Here is a 16,167-nt window from a genome sequence, read left to right as displayed (position 1 = left end):
GCGATCAGATGCTCCGGATGGGGGTGGGGATCGTCTCTGGGATGTTGATGCCGATCTTCTTCTCGGTGGCGAACTTCTTCAGTTTCTCTATCAGCCTGGTCCTCTGGCTACCCATGGCAAACTCGAAGACCTCGCTGATATTGGATACGGGTATGATCTCAATAGAGTTTTTCATGGAATCATCTATCAGGACATCCCCCATATTGGATTTGGGAATGAGGACAGTCTTGATTCCCGCCTGGGCAGCAGCCTCGATCTTCTGGGTGACTCCGCCCACAGGCATGACATCTCCCCGCACGGAGAGCGAGCCGGTCATGGCTACCGTCTGTTTCACGGGCACCCCTTCCAAAGCGGATATGACAGCAGTGGCGATGGAGATGGATGCGCTATCGCCCTCTACACCCTCATATGTGCCTATGAACTGAATATGCACGTCCTTCTTGGTGATATCCTCGCCCAGGAACTTCTTGATCAGCACAGAGACGTTTGTCACCGCCTCTTTAGCGATCTCCTGCAGCTTTCCAGTGGCGATGATCTTGCCCTCTTCCTTGGATTGAGCAGGGGTGATCTCGGCCATGATGGGCAGAACAATGCCCGAGTCGCCCATGACTGCCAGGCCGTTGACCCTGCCGATCTCATCTCCGGAGGAGTGGAACATGCTGTAGTCTTTGCGCCTCTCCATGTATCTGTCTGCCAGCTGCTGCTCGACCGAACGGGCCATCTTCTTGGCCTGCATGACGTGATTAACCTCGGTAAGGTGAGAGGATTCCGCCCGGGCTACATCTCCAGAGACCCTGATCAGGCCACCCAGGTCGCGGAGCATGAGGGTGAGATGCCCCTTTCTGCCCGAACGCCTCTTGGCCTCTCTCATGATCTCCGCCACTGCATCTTGAGTGAAGTGGGGGATCTTTCCGTCTCTCACGATCTCCTGAGCCACGAACCTGATTAGCTTGTTCCTGTTCTCCAGGGTGTCCTCCATGGTATCCCGCATGTAGACCTCATAACCATAGCCCTTGATGCGCGACCGGAGTGCTGGATGCATTCCCTGAACAGCATCCAGGTTTCCGGCCGCGATCATGATAAAGCTGCAGGGAACGGGCTCGGTCCTCACCAGGGCGCCGGAGCTTCTCTCGCTCTGACCGGTTATTTGATAGACCCCTTCCTGCAGGGCGGTGAGGAGGCTCTGTTGTGACTCCGGCCGGAGGGTGTTCACCTCATCGATGAACAGCACTCCTTTGTGGGCTTTATGGATGGAGCCGCACTCAACCCGTTCGTGGGATGGCGTCTCCAGGCCGCCGGACTGAAAAGGATCATGACGGACGTCTCCCAGCAATGCCCCGGCATGAGCCCCGGTGGCATCCACATAGGGCGCCTTCTTCTTGCCGTTGTTATCCACCAACAGCTTGGGGACCATGGCATCCTCTTTGGGCAGCATATAGCGCAAAGAGATGAACAGCAATGCTGCGGCTATGATTCCGAAAAGAAGCTGGCCCATATAATAGGCGTAGACGATAAGGGCCATTACGATGATCATCAAGAACATATTTCTCGTCTGGACCTTCTTTCTTGCCTCCAGCTTCTGGGCATCGACGATCTGTTTGCCCCTGCCCGCGGGAACGACGCGAACCCTGGGGGTATTGTTATCCTCTGGATTGGCATAGACCAGAACATCCTGCAGATCCTCCACCGGAAGAAGCTCGCTCATTGCTTTGCCGAGCATTGACTTGCCAGTACCAGGCGACCCTATGAGCATGACATGCCTTCTCTGGCTTGCCGCCTTCTTGATCACCTCAACTGCCTCGTCCTGGCCAATAACCTGATCTATGAGGTTTTCAGGTACGGTTATGCTGCTCGTATCCTCGAATTTAATATCGCCGAGCAGTTCATTAGACTCGTCTTCTGAAGTCAATTTTTCGGTCCTCACAGCAATTATTGGTTGTTCTTGACTATATATTTGGTGCTTTGTCTCCATGCTTTTCTCTTTCCAAATCATTAAGTTTTCATACCTGGAATTCACGGATCATCTTGGTGTATCCCTGCAGCATATCTTTTGACAGATGCGGCCTGATATACTCGCTGGCCTCCTGGAAACGCTTCTCTGTAACAAGGATCTTGTCAACTATCAGCTCTTCTCTTTTCATTCCCGGCCGGATATGCTCCCGCAAAGCGAGCATCCCCGCCTCCCGGCAGAGCATCTCCAGATCGGCACCGCTGAAGTTCTCAGTGATATCCGCCAGCCATTGAGCAGAGACCTCATAGGCGGGCATCTTTGAGAGATAGATCTCCAGTATCTTCTGACGAGCTTCTTTATCCGGCATGGGAATATAAACTAAACGATCGAACCTGCCCGGCCGGAGCAACGAGCTATCCAAAAGGTCCGGCCGGTTGGTGGCCGCCACTATCACCACATCCTTCAGCTCCATGAGTCCATCCATCTCCGTCAGGAACTGGCTGACCACTCTTTCGGTAACATGCGAGTCCGATCCGCTGCCCCGGGCGGGAACAATGGAATCGATCTCGTCGAAGAATACCAGGGCGGGAGCAGCCTGGCGGGCTTTGCGAAAGATCTCTCTGACTGCCCTCTCCGACTCGCCCACCCATTTGCTCAATAGCTCAGGTCCCTTAACGCTGATGAAGTTGACATTGCTCTCCGTGGCCAGAGCTCTGACCAGGAGGGTCTTGCCCGTACCGGGAAGACCGTAGAGCAGAATACCCCGCGGCGGCCGGACACCCACCGAGGCGAAGGCCTCTGGGTACATCAACGGCCATTCCACCGCCTCGACCAGGGACCGCTTGGCCTCATCCAGGCCGCCCACTTCATCCCAATGGACCTGGGCCACCTCGACGAAGACCTCTCTCATCGCCGATGGCTCGATCTTCTTCAGGGCGGACAGGAAATCCTCTCTGGTCACATTGAGATTGTCCAGCACATCCAATGGTATGTCCTCTTTAACGTCCAGGTCGGGCAGAGCCCTTTCCAGGGTGCGCATGGCCGCCTCTTTGCACAGGGCATAAAGGTCCGCTCCTACGAAGCCATGAGTCGAGTCTGCGATCTCCATCAAGTCCAGCGATTCATCCAAGGGCATGCCCCTGGTGTGGACATAGAGCACCTCCAGCCTGCCGTTTCTGTTTGGTATGCCTATCTCAATCTCCCGGTCGAATCGGCCCCCCCTGCGAATGGCAGGATCGAGGGCATTGGGCCGGTTGGTGGCCGCTATCACTATCACCTCTCCCCTGGAGGAGAGGCCGTCCATCAGGGAAAGGATCTGGGCAACCACCCGCCGCTCCAGGTCGCCCGAGACCTCTTCCCTCTTGGGAGCGATGGAATCGATCTCATCGATGAATATGATGGAAGGAGCCGCCTTCGACGCTTCATCGAATATCTGGCGCAGCCGCTGCTCGCTCTCGCCATAGAACTTGGATACGATCTCCGGCCCGGAGATGGAGATGAAGTTGGCGTCGGTCTCGCCTGCCACCGCTCTGGCGATGAGCGTCTTTCCCGTTCCCGGAGGACCATGCAGGAGCACCCCCCGGGGAGGATTGATTCCCAGCCGGCTGAAGAGCTCTGGATGGCGCAGCGGAACCTCGATCATCTCTCTGATCTCCCTGATCTCCCGGGACAGGCCGCCGATGTCCTCATAGGATATGTCCCGCACATGCAGGGCCAGCTCATCCAGGGTCTCTCTGGTGATGCTGATGATCGTCTCCTGAGTTACCAGAACCGGCCCGTTTGGCACGGTGCTCACCACTGCCAGGTTGAGGCTGCTGTTTATCATCTCCACCCGCAGCATCTCACCCTTAACCACTGCCCTCCCCTGGAGCATGCGCAAGAGATACTGCTGTCCTCCCATGAGGCGGATCTGGCGGGTGGGGGCGACCACGATCTTTCTGGCGGGCCTGGCCGTGGCCCGGCGGACATTCACCCGATTGTCTATTCCCGTCCCCAGGTTGGACCGGGTGTTTCCGTCGATCCTGATTATATCCTGGGGGTCCTCAGGAGTTCCAGGCCATGCGATGGCATAGACCTTATCCCGGGCATTGATCTCCACTACCCCGCCGTTCTCCACTCCCAATTGGGCGAGAATGATGGGATTGATCCTGGCCACTCCCTTCCCCGCATCCTTATGATATGCTTCAGCCACTCGAAGCAAAACTGATGCATCCTCTGCGGGCTTCATGCCTCCCTGGACGATCTCCTCGATGCTGGGGCCGGGTTCATCTCCCGGAGAGGGATTGTCTGCAGATGGCGAGGACGTTGATGATGACGGGTTGCTTGAGGATCTTCTCATATGCTCCATTGCTGACCTCTTAAGTGCACTGCACTGCGCTCTTTGAGCTTATTCAAGCTATCTAAAACCACCGCTTCTGGAACCTCCAGCCTGGTCGCGAGCTCGGATGAATTTGCGCCGCCGCAGAGCAATGCAGTCATGATCTCCGACTCCAGCTGGTTCTCTGCCCGAAATCCGGCAACGCTGGATGCTCTCTGCTTGATCTCCATCTCTCGCGATTCGATCTGGGCCAATAGTTCGCGCAGCTCATACCTTTTTTTCTCCAGGCCCAAGAGCTCATCTTTGAGCATCTTCAGATCCAAAGAGGCCTCAGCCTCCTCAAAGCCCGAGTCGTCCTTTGGAGCATCTTCTGAAAGATATGCCCGGACCCCATATGAATGAGGAGAGACTGCTACCTCCAGAACGGTTCTCCTGGCAATGCGGAAGTATTTTCTCCGTCCCTGCTCTTGATAGCACTCCACCAGCCCCGCTCTCTCCAGCATCTCCAGGTGGTCGATCACCGCTTTCGGCCCTACATCCAGCCGTTTGGCCATCTCATTGAAGTAAAAGGGGCGGAAAGAGAGGAGCTGGAGGATACGTCTTCTATTTTCATTCCCCAGAATGTCAAGAAGCTCAATAGGATCCAACATGTTGCTCATAATAATTCATTGAACTTATGGTTAGTAACGTTAGGTTATAAATCTTGTGGTCTTGATCGAACTCCAGAAGCATCGATTGCGGCAGCAGTTGCAGAAAAAATTGGAGGAGAATCTCATATCCTCTAATCGATGCCAAGGATAGACCAGAAGGATAGAACTCCGATGGCGATGAGGAGCAGATTCACCAGCTTTTCGTGCCCCACCCTCCAGCGGGCCAGGGTGAATTTGGTGCTGATCAGTACATGCACCAGGAAGAAGAAGACCAGGTACAGGTCCAGCTCTGTGTGCATATGTTTGGCCTGACGTAGAGGAAGAAGGATTCCATTGTTCCAGGCGTATCCCGATATCAAGAAGATGATCATGAATATGAGAAGTACCCAGGCTGATAGCCTGTTTATCTTGACGAGCATCCGGCCGGCGTTCAGGGAAAGTCACCGCATTGGGATCGAGGTGCAGGGATAAAAAATGATGGTTTCATTTGGATTGATGGCGGCCATATAAAGCCAATATTCGAGCTATCCTGATATCAAAGCAGGAAAACATTGTTGGATGCTCATTTTTGGCAGGCGGCAATCGGATTATTGCTGCTCGCTGCAGAGACTTGCGGATCCTTCTTCCTCTCCTTCCACTCATTCGTAGAGCACAACCTCCACCATATCCCCCTCCTCGAATCCCTCCAGCTCTTCGGGCACAACCACAAAACCGTCCGCCCGGGCCACGGAGCTCAGTATCCCCGCCCCGGAGACCATGATCGGCTCTACCTGGCCATCCTCTCTGAAGGCCACCCGGACCAGGCTCAGATAGCCGGGCTTGGAGGTCATCTTGCGGACCACTCTGGCTTGAACACGCTGCGGCTCATCATCCAGATGAGCCATCCTCTTTATGGCCGGACGGATGAAAAGATACAGATTGGAGAGCGCTGCCACCGGATAGCCGGGCAGGCAGATCACCGGCCTGCCGGCCACGTCCCCGAAGGCAGTGGGCTTGCCCGGCTGGAGGCGGACCCCATGCACATAAAGCTCTCCCATCTCCGATAATATGCGGGGGGCATAGTCCTTCTCCCCAACGCTGGTCCCGCCGATGATGACGATCATGTCGGCATCCAGGTTTGAGCTGATGGCCTCGCGAATTCGCTCAGAATCGTCCGGGACTATCTTCGTCTTACGGACATTTGCCCCCCATTTCTCTATATAGAGTCGGGCCATGAGGCCATTGATCTCATAGGCCTCTCCAGGCTCAAGCCTGCGGGCGCCGATATCCACCAGCTTGCCGCCAGTGGGGATTATGACCACGTCCGGCTTTGCATAAACCCTGACCCTATCAATTCCCAGAGCAGAGATCAGGGCGAGATCAGGAGGTCTCAGCCTGTGCCCCTCGGTGAAGATCGTATCCCCCTCCATCACGTCCTCGCCCGCTCTGGCCACATTCTTGTAGGCGTGAGCCTCGGCAGTCACCTCCAGCACCTCGCCGCGAACCCTGGCGTCCTCAAGCATCACGATGGCATCATATCCTTCGGGAACCACCATCCCTGTACGCTGAGGTATGAAGTCCGGGATGAATCTGGGACCGGACGGCCTGGCGCCCTTGGTATCAGTAGATCGAACGGCATAGCCGTCCATGGCCGACCGGTCAAAGGCAGGAAGATCAGCAGAAGAGCGGATGTCCTCCGATGCTACTCGATCTAATGCACAGGAGGTATTCAGCTCCTCAATATCCTTGAGGGGAAGACATCGCTCCAAGAGCATCCTTCTCGCCGCTATTGCCCCGGAAAAGCGTTTGAACATGCAGCATAGACTTGAATGATCCTGGATAAATGCTTTTGTATATATTCTAGATATCATGTGAAAGCTTCATATAATGTTATGATGGAGGGGTGGGCATATTGACCTGTAATATTGGGCGGATGATTTAATGGAAGCTGTTGTATGGTTGGAGGATGTCGGCAAGGAAGACCTGTCCATTGTCGGCGGCAAAGGCGCAAGCCTCGGCGAGATGATCGGTATAGGCGTTCCCGTTCCTGGTGGTTTTGCGGTCACTGCTCAGGCCTTCAGGGATTTCATTAACCGGGCGGGCATCGCGGATAAGCTCTTTGAGGCACTTAACGTCGATGTGAACCAGGAGACTGAGCTTCATCGAGCCGAGCAGACGGCAAAAAAGCTCATCATGGATGCCAAGGTGCCGAAGGACATTGAAGAGGCCATAAAAACCCGCTACGAGGAGCTGTGCAAAAGGGAAGGAAAGCAGGTTTTTGTGGCGGTAAGGTCAAGCGCCACCGCCGAGGATCTGCCCGACGCCAGCTTCGCCGGCCAGCAGGAGACCTACCTCAATATGCGCGGCGCAGAGGACGTATTCAATGCCGTGCGCAAGTGCTGGGCATCCCTTTACGGGGCCAGGGCCATCTTCTACCGGGTTGAGCAGGGCTTCGAGCACAATAAGGTCAATCTATCCGCAATAGTGCAGTTGATGGTGGACTCAGAGAAGGCAGGAGTGATGTTCAGCTCCCAGCCAAGCACTGGCGAGCCGCTGGTGGTCATTGAGGCAGCATGGGGTTTGGGGGAGTCAGTAGTCAGCGGCAGCGTATCACCGGACAACTATGTGGTGGACCGGAAGACCAAGAAGATAGTGAACAGGTATATCGCCACCAAAGAGATCATGATCACCAGAGATGCCAAGACCCATAAGACCACCACTGCCAAGGTCCCTGCCAAGAAGAAGGAGGCAGTGGTCCTCACCGATAAGGAGATAATCGAGCTGGCCAGGTACGGCGAGATCCTGGAAGAGCATTACGGCCTCCCTCAGGATATCGAGTGGGGTGTGGAGAAGAACAAGATCTACATCCTCCAGTCCCGTCCCATCACCACCATAAGCAGCGAGAAGAAGGCAGCCGGCCCAGCAGCATCCGGCAGCGGCAAGATCCTTTTGAACGGGCTTGGTGCAGCACCAGGTGTGGCCAGTGGCATTGTGAAGATTATCACCAGCGGCAGAGACCTGGACAAGATCAAGCAGGGCGACATCATGGTCACCAAGATGACCATGCCGGATATGGTTCCTGGGATGAAGCGGGCCGGTGCCATCGTCACCGATGAGGGCGGAATGGCCTGCCATGCAGCCATCGTCAGCCGAGAGCTGGGCTGTCCTGCAGTGGTGGGAACCAAGAAGGCCACCAGCATTTTGAAGGACGGCATGGAGATCACCGTGGATGGGGGCAAGGGGATCGTCTACGAGGGCATAGTGGCTCAGGCCGCGCAAGCGAAGGCTGCCATTCCAGCGACTGCAGGAGGCGTCTTCTACTCCAAGCCAGTGACCGCCACGGAGATCAAGGTCAATGTCAGCGAGCCGGACAGGGCAGAGGCGGCAGCTGCTACCCAGGCCGATGGGGTGGGCCTGCTCAGAATCGAGCATATGATCTTAGGCATGGGCAAGACACCCAACTGGTATATCAGGAGCGGGAAGACTGAGGAGTACATATCGGAGCTGATCAGTGGCATCAAGGTCGTTGCCGATGCTTTCTATCCCCGGCCGGTCTGGGTGCGCACTCTGGATGCCCCCACGGACGAGTTCCGGGCCATGGAAGGCGGAGAAGGAGAGCCTCATGAGCACAACCCCATGCTGGGTTGGAGGGGCATCCGGCGGGATATGACCGAGACCGATCACTTCCGCCTGGAGGTCAAAGCCTTCAAGAGGCTGCATGAGATGGGCCTGACCAATGTGGGCATCATGCTGCCCATGGTCCAACATGTCAGCGAGTTCCAGAAGGCCAAATCCATAATGAGGGACGAGGGCCTGGACCTGGATAAGATCGATGTAGGAGTCATGATCGAGACACCAGGCGCCGCTCTGACCATTGAGGACTTCATTGAGGATGGAATAGACTTCATCTCCTTTGGCACCAACGACCTCACTCAGTATACCCTGGCAGTAGATAGAAACAATGAGAATGTGGCCGGGCTGTACTCCGAGCTTCATCCCGCCGTCCTGAAGCTGATCGAGTATGTGGTGGAGCAGTGCCGCGAAGCGGGAGTCAAGACCTCCATATGTGGCCAGGCTGGCTCCTATCCGGAGATGGCCAAAAAATTGGTCGAGATGGGCATCACCAGCATATCCGCTAACATCGATGCCGTGGCCACCGTCAGGGATACCGTGGCCAGGAGCGAGAAGATCCTGATCCTGGATGCTCTGAGAAATAGAGATTGAAGCACAGGGACCAAATCAGGCAGATAGCCAAAAAGGTCAACAAGTCAGGTCAAAGATCCGAAATGAGAGAGAAGGCCCTTCCTGCAGATGAGGTAATGGCCATTTTGGAGAGGACGAGAGAGCGCGACTACAGCTATGACCGCTTCCTCTCCACCATGTGCACCCGTCCCCATCCTATAGCGATAAAGGCTCATGACATGTTTCTGGAGACCAACCTGGGAGATCCGGGGCTGTTTCCGGGCGTAGCAGGGCTGGAAGAAGAGGTAGTTCGCATGCTGGGAGAGCTCCTGGGCTGCCCTCTGGCCCGGGGCTATATCTCCACCGGTGGCACTGAGTCGAACATCCAGGCCATTCGGGCGGCCAAGAACGAGTCCGGCAAGTGTGGGGGAAATATCGTCGTTCCTGCATCGGCTCATTTTTCATTTGACAAGATCGGAGATCTTCTCTCTTTGGAGGTGCGTAAAGCAGAACTCGATTCCCAGCTCAGGGTCGATCTCTCCTCAGTGGAGTCGCTGATCGACGAGCATACGGCAGCCCTGGTTGGAATAGCGGGAACTACGGAGTTCGGACAGGTGGATCCGATCGAAGAGCTATCCGATCTGGCCCTTGAATGGGGTGTTCACTTGCACGTCGATGCGGCATTTGGCGGATTCGTCCTCCCATTCCTGGATAGATCCTTTGCCTGGGATTTTTCCCTGCCAGGGGTCAAATCAATCACAATAGATCCACATAAGATGGGGCTTGCCACCATTCCCGCCGGCGGCCTGCTCTTTCGCAACCAGGAGTGCATGAACGCCCTGGAGACCGAGACCCACTATCTCACCAAGGCCAGACAGGCTTCCCTGACCGGCACCAGGAGCGGTGCTGCAGCCGCTGCCACCTATGCTGTGATGATGCACCTGGGCAGGGAGGGATTCAGGGAGATGGTCGGCTATTGCATGGATCTAACAGATCATCTGGTCCGGGGGGCAAAGGAGATCGGCGTTGAGCCACTGATCGAACCGGTGATGAATGTGGTCGCTTTAAGGGTCCCAGAGCCCTCTAAGGTTCGTGAGAGGCTTATGGATCGCGACTGGCACGTCTCCATAACCCGGGAACCAAACAGAGCATTGCGGCTTATCCTCATGGGGCATATGAGCCATGAAAACGTCGACCTATTCTTGAAGGACCTGAAAGAGGTCCTGTCTGAATTTGTTTAGAATCGGCCAGACCAAATCAATATAGCGCAGAGTGCAAAAGCCCAGCTATTTAAATAAAACTGCCAAAAAGAGATTATAATTCCCTGCCATCCAGGACGGGACTAAGGCCAGAGGCCAAAGGCGATATTCAGACCCATAACAACTGCGCCCGCGCCAATGCAGACGCCGAGCACCATCTTGGGGCTGAACTTGATCGAGTCATCATCGGCCTCAAAGTATCGCATCAGGCCGGCTGATGATTGGAGGCCGCTTCCTTCATTCTTTTTTCTTGCCATGCTCCAATCATATCCCATCATCATCTTAAGAAGATTGCGGTTTCGACCGGCAGCAATTATGCAAATCCGAAATGGCCTCGGGCAGCAATCTATGCTGCCAGCCAGCCATTAACATCCTGGAAGGGATAGTTATCTATTGCAATTCCTCCTTTGATCGATCTGGGCCAGTCGCTGCTGGGGTTGCCCCTGGCGGAATGATCGCTCCAGTAGTTTCCGCCCGTGTTGTTGCCGGCATCCCAGCTGTTGCCGCCTTCGGTATCTATCGAATGCTCTATGTTATCTATGAAGTTGTTGTGATAGATTGTATTCCCGGTGGAGAATGATAGCTGAGAGCCAAGGGAATTGGCAGTGATATTGTTCTCATAGATCTGGTTGTCATTCGAGAGATTCAGCCAGATTCCTGTGACCAGATTTTTCTGGACAGAATTATCGCGAATGATATTCTGATTGCAGGAAAGGAGCGATAAGCCGTTCTGTTCGTTTTCCGATGCGACGTTCTTCTCAATCCGATTCCCATCCGATGAGTACAGGAACAAGCCACTGTATCCATTGCCATTAAAGAGGTTGCCCAGGATATCGTTTCCGGATGAATTTATGAGCCGCATGCCAAAGCATTCTGAGATATTGCTGTTGATGATGCTGTTGTTCATTGAATCGAACAGGAAGACGGCATCGCGGGTTATTGTGATATTATCTACTGCCATATTCCTGCAGTATGCCATGGTTAGATGGGCCAGTTGCCTATCCCTGATCTGCGTCTCAGACTGGTCAAAGAGATAGGCTATAGGGACGAAGTCGACCACATTGGATTCATCTATACTGTTATTGAATCCCTCTTTTGTCTGGCTCTCCACATAAAGGCTCCAGGTAACATTCTGGAAGCGATTATCCTGGAGAAGGTTAGCGGGAGATTCTATGAGCATGATCCCTCGGAAGCCATCGGTAAACTCGTTTTCCAAGATCTTGCAGTTGCCAGACGATGTGATTTGCATTGCAGCATCGGTTATGCCCACAAATTGGTTTTTCAAGATCCGGTTATCTTCAGCCGCGCCGATATCTAGGGCGATGACAAAGTCTCTTGCCAGGTTTCCGATGATTGAATTTTGGCTGGAGTTGTCCACTCTTATGCCGTAATCCCCCTCAATGAGGCTGTTGTTATTGATATTTAGACCGTATGCATCCTGTATGTAGATGGCATTATTGCTTTGGGTGATATTGTTATACAGCAGCTCAGTATTTTGGCAATCAAGAGCGGCCAGACCGATTTCACCTCCATCGATCTTATTTCTCTGAAAGACAACATCGCTGACATTGGCAAGAAGTGAGGCCCTGCTGGTGGAATTGCCTGCATCGTCAATCATAACCAGATTGTCGCTGACATAAAGGCCGCTGCCATTTAGCAGCAGGATGCCATGGCTTCTGCTCTGAATATCATTTCCCTCAATCTGGACCTGGCTGGAGTTATCAAGCCATATGCCCCAATAAGCATCTGATATATTGTTCTCAATGATGCTGTTTCCATCCGCCTCTCCCAAGAATATAGAGATATTGCAGCTGGTGATCTCATTTCCGTCTATGCTGTTATTTTCCGATGCATCTCTCAGTGCCACCCCGCCCTGGCAATTCATTATGAGGTTTCCATTTATCGAATTTCCCTCCGAGCCGCTTGCCAGAATTGCCGGGCTGGCATCCTCGAAGACATTATTCTCAATGCGGTTTTTTCGGGAGAGAAGATGAACAGCCGCACCAGAATAACCTTGAAATGTGAGCCCCTCCAGGTTGCAGCCGTCCGAAGATACTGTCATTCCTGTCTCTTTGCCCTGGCCGGAGAGAATTATGGGGCCGATCTCTCCTATCAGAGGCATAAGGCTTAGGCTCTTGTTCAGGATAACCTCCTCACTGTAGTTTCCTGGCTTGACGTATATCGTATCGCCATCACTGGCTGCGATGACGGCATCTTGAATTGTTTTGTAATTAGAGAAACCGTCATCATCAACGATATAAGTTCTCGCGCCGCTAACCGGAGAAAGCCAGATGAGCAAGGCCATGAAGATGATCAATGGTAATCTTGGCATGACTACTACTTGCCAAGGCACCTTTTATAGTTAATGCAATTGAGGAGAGGAAGAGACAGTTCTCCCAACCCCTTTATTTCCCGTGGAAAAATAGTCTCGGATTTCTTTCCATGATGAATGAAAAATCTAAGAAAGTGTGCCAAAATGTGCGGCCCATTTAATAATGTTTTTTTGATAGTTATACAAATAATGAGGAATCTGCGTTTGATATCGTCTCGTTCCTGAAGGTGTATCAATGCAATTCTTTATTTTCTTTTTTCGTAATTCGCAGAACTGAATATCGAGCTATGGGATTGAATGGCGGTCGTTGATCATGCCCAAAAAATATGCTGAGATCTCTGGCTATAAATTGAAATTTCGTCAATCAATGCTCAACTTTCGTCCATTTGCTGAATCAGCTCGCCCCATCAAGTGCAGCAAGTTCATTGGTTTATGGATAAGAGGAAAACCTTATCTACTCTCCCTCCTTGTTACCAATGGACGATGATTAAATGACAGATATTGTGCCGCACAAACACTGTCTGGTCTGCGGCAATTCAGTGCGCGCAGACGAGAACTTCTGCGATGAGCTCTGCGAGTCGAAATATAAGTCAGCGCAGAGAAAGCAACAGATAATGTTCATAATATTTATAATAATAATGGGATTGATATTGATTCTGCCGTCGATCCTAAGGACAAATGGGTAAAGATGCGAGATATTGCCTTAACTTTATTATTATCAATGACAATAGTCCTATTAATCGGCGGCAGCGTTAGTGGTGAGTGCATTGAGATCAGGGATGTCACAATGCATCTGGACAAAGATCGCGCCACCTTTGAACTGAATTACACTCTGGATACATTCACCCGCCTTTATGTGCTCGCTTTGGGATGCCGGCATTTGGAGCCGGACCTGATCTCTTTCCTGGGTGGGTACAAAGATGTGAAGCTCATAAAGGCAGACGAGAATGGTGCGGCTCTTCAGGTCAACGGGGCGGGAAAGAATATCGATGACTTCTACCTATTTTACTCCTGTCCTTTTGGCTCAAAGGATAAACCGCTGAAAAAGGGGATAGAGAAGCTATCCGTGGTATATCCTGAGGGCAAGATTGAGACATTTTACAATGTCTTCTCCACGCAGAATGTCTTTTGTGGGGAGTAAGACGATATTCTATGCAAATACCATTCTGCGGGCTTGTATGACCATCAGATGGCCATATCATCTGATATCGAAGGCTATATCATTGAGAAAAAACGCATGGAAACTGCTTGGAGCTGAAACAGATCATGAAAGGCATCAACGACAAATTTCCCCATCTGCCGGAGAGGATCGCCGGATTAAGAAAGCTGACCTACAACCTATGGTGGAGCTGGCACCCTGAGGGCAGAGAGCTATTTAAGCTCCTGCACAGGCAGGGCTGGCATCTGAGCGGCCACAATCCAGTAAAGATGCTCAACCAGATGGATGCGCATATGCTCAAAGTTGCATCAAATGATACTCATTTTCTGAGGCATTATGATTCTGTTATGGCCAGGTTCGAGGGCTATATGGAGCCTGAAACTAGCTGGTTTTGTGCCGGCAGCCGTGAGCCGGAGAGATGTGCTATTGCCTACTTCTCAGCAGAATACGGCCTGCATCATGCCCTTCCCTTTTATGCCGGCGGTCTGGGATTCCTGGCCGGGGACTACCTGAAAGAGTGCAGTGACCTGGGCATCCCTCTGGTAGGATTGGGATTCATGTATCCCCAAGGCTACCTCCGCCAGATGGTCTCAGCAGACGGCTGGCAGATTGGGGCTTGCGAGATGTTGGACAGAGAGAATGCGCCCATTCACAAGGTGCTGGACGGGGATGGAAACCCACTCTCGGTCAAGGTTCCAGTCATGGACCCTCCCCTCACACTTGAGGTCTGGATGGTTCAGGTGGGAAGGACCAAGCTCTATCTGATAGATACCTCCAGCGAGGCCAACGAATCGCAGAACCGGATCATCTCCGACCGGCTCTACACCGGCGACCGGGAGATGCGCCTGCGCCAGGAGATTGTCCTGGGAATCGGCGGGGCAAGGGTATTGCGGGCTCTGGGCGAGGATTATTCCGTCCTTCATCTGAACGAGGGCCATCCCGCGTTCGCCGTGCTGGAGAGGATCAGAGAAAAGGTCGAGCAGGGGATGAACTACAGCGAAGCCTCTGAGCTGGTCAGAAATACCACAGTGTTCACCACCCACACCCCGGTTCCTGCAGGGCACGATGCTTTTGCCTATCCGCTTCTGGAAAAGTATCTCTCGTCCTATCTTCCAACCCTGGATCTTTCTATGGAGGAGTTCTTGAGACAGGGTCTCAATCCCGACCGGCCTGGTGAGTTCAATATGACCGCCTTCGCTCTTCGCAACTCAGCCTACCGTAATGCTGTGAGCAAGAAGCATGGAGAGGTGAGCAGGAGCATGTGGCAGCCCCTGTGGCCTCATCTTCCTGTGGATGAGGTTCCCATCGATTATGTCACCAATGGGATTCATGTCCCTACCTGGATCGATCGCCGGCTGGGTTATGACATCTTCAGCCGCTATATGGGCAGGACCTGGCTGGAGGAGCATGATGAGAGCCGCATCTGGGAGCTGGTCTGCGAGATTCCGGATGAGATCATCTGGAACCACCATAATGCCATGAAAAACATGCTGATCACCAAGATAAAGGAGCGAGCGCGGAACAAATGGCTGGAAGGTGGTGCCGAACCAGGCCAGATCATGGCCTCTGGAGTGTTGCTCGATCCCGCCGCCCTCACCCTGGGGTTTGCCAGGCGCTTCGCCTCTTATAAGCGACCTACCCTTCTCCTGCAGGATATGGATCGGCTGAGAAGGATTCTCAATGATCCCTGGAGACCGGTTCAGATCATCTTTGCAGGAAAAGCGCATGGGGACGACCAGCAGAGCAAGATGCTCCTCCAGCAGGTATTCAATGCCGCCAAGGATAGAGTATCCGGTGGCAGGATTGCATTTGTCGAAGACTATGATGAGCTGCTGGCCCAGTATTTGGTGCATGGCGTCGACGTCTGGGTGAACAACCCCATCCCTCCCATGGAGGCGAGCGGAACCAGCGGAATGAAGGCTTCGGTGAATGGCGTTCCCCAGCTATCCGTCCTGGACGGCTGGTGGATTGAAGGGTACAATGGCAAAAACGGCTGGGCGTTCTCTGGTGCGGATGATGGGCTACAGAGAGATGCCAAGGACGCAGCCTCTATCTATACTCTTCTGGAGAAGGATATAGTGCCACTGTATTATAATCTGGGCGAGGATGGCATTCCTCATGGCTGGGTGACGGTGATGAAGGAGGCCATCAGGATGAACGGTCCAAACTTCTCTGCCACCCGCATGGCCAAGGAGTATACTGACAAGTTCTATCGCCAGGCCATCGATGCCGCCATGATGGAAAGGCAAAAGAAAGAACGAGGATTCGTAAAGCAGGATCTCTTCGGAAGGTTCTGATCGAACTCATGCCGATCTCCTGAGGCTCCTCGCTATTTGCT

The 16,167-nt window shown here is 53.2% G+C and carries 12 protein-coding genes; 5 read left to right on the top strand and 7 right to left on the bottom strand.

Features of this window, described 5'->3' with window-relative positions; translation table 11 throughout:
- Positions 1 to 4: 4 nt before the first annotated feature.
- From lonB to MCON_RS12265, 5 genes are all read right to left on the bottom strand, one after another.
- A complete protein-coding gene (lonB, locus tag MCON_RS12285; RefSeq protein ID WP_048133303.1) occupies positions 5 to 1,972 on the bottom strand; it encodes an ATP-dependent protease LonB in 1,968 nt (655 codons plus the stop codon).
- 28 nt (positions 1,973 to 2,000) lie between these two features.
- Positions 2,001 to 4,178, bottom strand: a complete 2,178-nt coding sequence (locus tag MCON_RS12280; protein ID WP_013720278.1) for a CDC48 family AAA ATPase — start codon at positions 4,176 to 4,178, stop codon at positions 2,001 to 2,003.
- Positions 4,179 to 4,285: 107 nt separating this feature from the next.
- On the bottom strand, positions 4,286 to 4,927 hold the full coding sequence (locus MCON_RS12275) for an ArsR family transcriptional regulator (protein ID WP_232844289.1): 642 nt from the start codon (positions 4,925 to 4,927) through the stop codon (positions 4,286 to 4,288).
- Between the two features lie 122 nt (positions 4,928 to 5,049).
- Positions 5,050 to 5,337, bottom strand: coding sequence for a hypothetical protein (locus tag MCON_RS12270; protein WP_048132447.1), 288 nt, complete (start codon positions 5,335 to 5,337; stop codon positions 5,050 to 5,052).
- A 219-nt stretch (positions 5,338 to 5,556) separates the two neighbouring features.
- Positions 5,557 to 6,711, bottom strand: coding sequence for a molybdopterin molybdotransferase MoeA (locus tag MCON_RS12265; RefSeq protein WP_013720276.1), 1,155 nt, complete (start codon positions 6,709 to 6,711; stop codon positions 5,557 to 5,559).
- A 127-nt stretch (positions 6,712 to 6,838) separates the two neighbouring features.
- Between MCON_RS12265 and ppsA the strand changes: the two genes are divergently transcribed.
- Positions 6,839 to 9,121, top strand: a complete 2,283-nt coding sequence (gene ppsA, locus MCON_RS12260) for a phosphoenolpyruvate synthase (protein ID WP_013720275.1) — start codon at positions 6,839 to 6,841, stop codon at positions 9,119 to 9,121.
- Positions 9,122 to 9,183: 62 nt separating this feature from the next.
- Positions 9,184 to 10,320, top strand: coding sequence for a tyrosine decarboxylase MfnA (gene mfnA, locus MCON_RS12255; protein WP_048133301.1), 1,137 nt, complete (start codon positions 9,184 to 9,186; stop codon positions 10,318 to 10,320).
- Positions 10,321 to 10,421: 101 nt separating this feature from the next.
- Here the strand turns inward: mfnA and MCON_RS12250 are convergent, their stop codons facing one another.
- On the bottom strand, positions 10,422 to 10,595 hold the full coding sequence (locus MCON_RS12250) for a preprotein translocase subunit Sec61beta (protein ID WP_048133298.1): 174 nt from the start codon (positions 10,593 to 10,595) through the stop codon (positions 10,422 to 10,424).
- An 89-nt stretch (positions 10,596 to 10,684) separates the two neighbouring features.
- Positions 10,685 to 12,670 carry a NosD domain-containing protein gene (locus MCON_RS12245; protein WP_083804730.1) on the bottom strand — a complete coding sequence of 662 codons (1,986 nt, stop codon included), beginning with the start codon at positions 12,668 to 12,670 and terminating at the stop codon, positions 10,685 to 10,687.
- Between the two features lie 491 nt (positions 12,671 to 13,161).
- On the opposite strand from MCON_RS12245, the gene MCON_RS17195 reads away from it, so the two are divergent.
- The 3 genes from MCON_RS17195 to glgP all read left to right on the top strand — a co-directional run bounded on the left by MCON_RS17195 (position 13,162) and on the right by glgP (position 16,126).
- Positions 13,162 to 13,356: a DUF2116 family Zn-ribbon domain-containing protein gene (locus MCON_RS17195; protein WP_048132445.1), complete on the top strand. Its 195-nt coding sequence runs from the start codon at positions 13,162 to 13,164 to the stop codon at positions 13,354 to 13,356.
- 35 nt (positions 13,357 to 13,391) lie between these two features.
- Positions 13,392 to 13,811: a hypothetical protein gene (locus MCON_RS12235; RefSeq protein ID WP_157863809.1), complete on the top strand. Its 420-nt coding sequence runs from the start codon at positions 13,392 to 13,394 to the stop codon at positions 13,809 to 13,811.
- Between the two features lie 107 nt (positions 13,812 to 13,918).
- The gene (gene glgP, locus MCON_RS12230; RefSeq protein WP_013720269.1) at positions 13,919 to 16,126 is read left to right on the top strand and encodes an alpha-glucan family phosphorylase; all 2,208 of its coding nucleotides are present in this window, start codon (positions 13,919 to 13,921) and stop codon (positions 16,124 to 16,126) included.
- Positions 16,127 to 16,167: the final 41 nt, after the last annotated feature.

Source organism: Methanothrix soehngenii GP6 (assembly GCF_000204415.1).
Classification (GTDB): Archaea; Halobacteriota; Methanosarcinia; order Methanotrichales; family Methanotrichaceae; genus Methanothrix; species Methanothrix soehngenii.
Note: the sequence above shows the minus strand (reverse complement) of the source record. Positions and strands in the feature narration are given on the sequence as shown.

Coding starts and splice junctions, on each gene's coding strand:
- MCON_RS12280 (WP_013720278.1), bottom strand. CDS start 4,178: ATGAAGCCCGCAGAGGATGCATCAGTTTTGCTTCGAGTGGCTGAAGCA.
- MCON_RS12270 (WP_048132447.1), bottom strand. CDS start 5,337: ATGCTCGTCAAGATAAACAGGCTATCAGCCTGGGTACTTCTCATATTC.
- MCON_RS12245 (WP_083804730.1), bottom strand. CDS start 12,670: ATGCCAAGATTACCATTGATCATCTTCATGGCCTTGCTCATCTGGCTT.
- lonB (WP_048133303.1), bottom strand. CDS start 1,972: ATGGAGACAAAGCACCAAATATATAGTCAAGAACAACCAATAATTGCT.
- MCON_RS17195 (WP_048132445.1), top strand. CDS start 13,162: ATGACAGATATTGTGCCGCACAAACACTGTCTGGTCTGCGGCAATTCA.
- MCON_RS12235 (WP_157863809.1), top strand. CDS start 13,392: ATGACAATAGTCCTATTAATCGGCGGCAGCGTTAGTGGTGAGTGCATT.
- MCON_RS12250 (WP_048133298.1), bottom strand. CDS start 10,595: ATGGCAAGAAAAAAGAATGAAGGAAGCGGCCTCCAATCATCAGCCGGC.
- MCON_RS12265 (WP_013720276.1), bottom strand. CDS start 6,711: ATGTTCAAACGCTTTTCCGGGGCAATAGCGGCGAGAAGGATGCTCTTG.
- mfnA (WP_048133301.1), top strand. CDS start 9,184: ATGAGAGAGAAGGCCCTTCCTGCAGATGAGGTAATGGCCATTTTGGAG.
- ppsA (WP_013720275.1), top strand. CDS start 6,839: ATGGAAGCTGTTGTATGGTTGGAGGATGTCGGCAAGGAAGACCTGTCC.
- MCON_RS12275 (WP_232844289.1), bottom strand. CDS start 4,927: ATGAGCAACATGTTGGATCCTATTGAGCTTCTTGACATTCTGGGGAAT.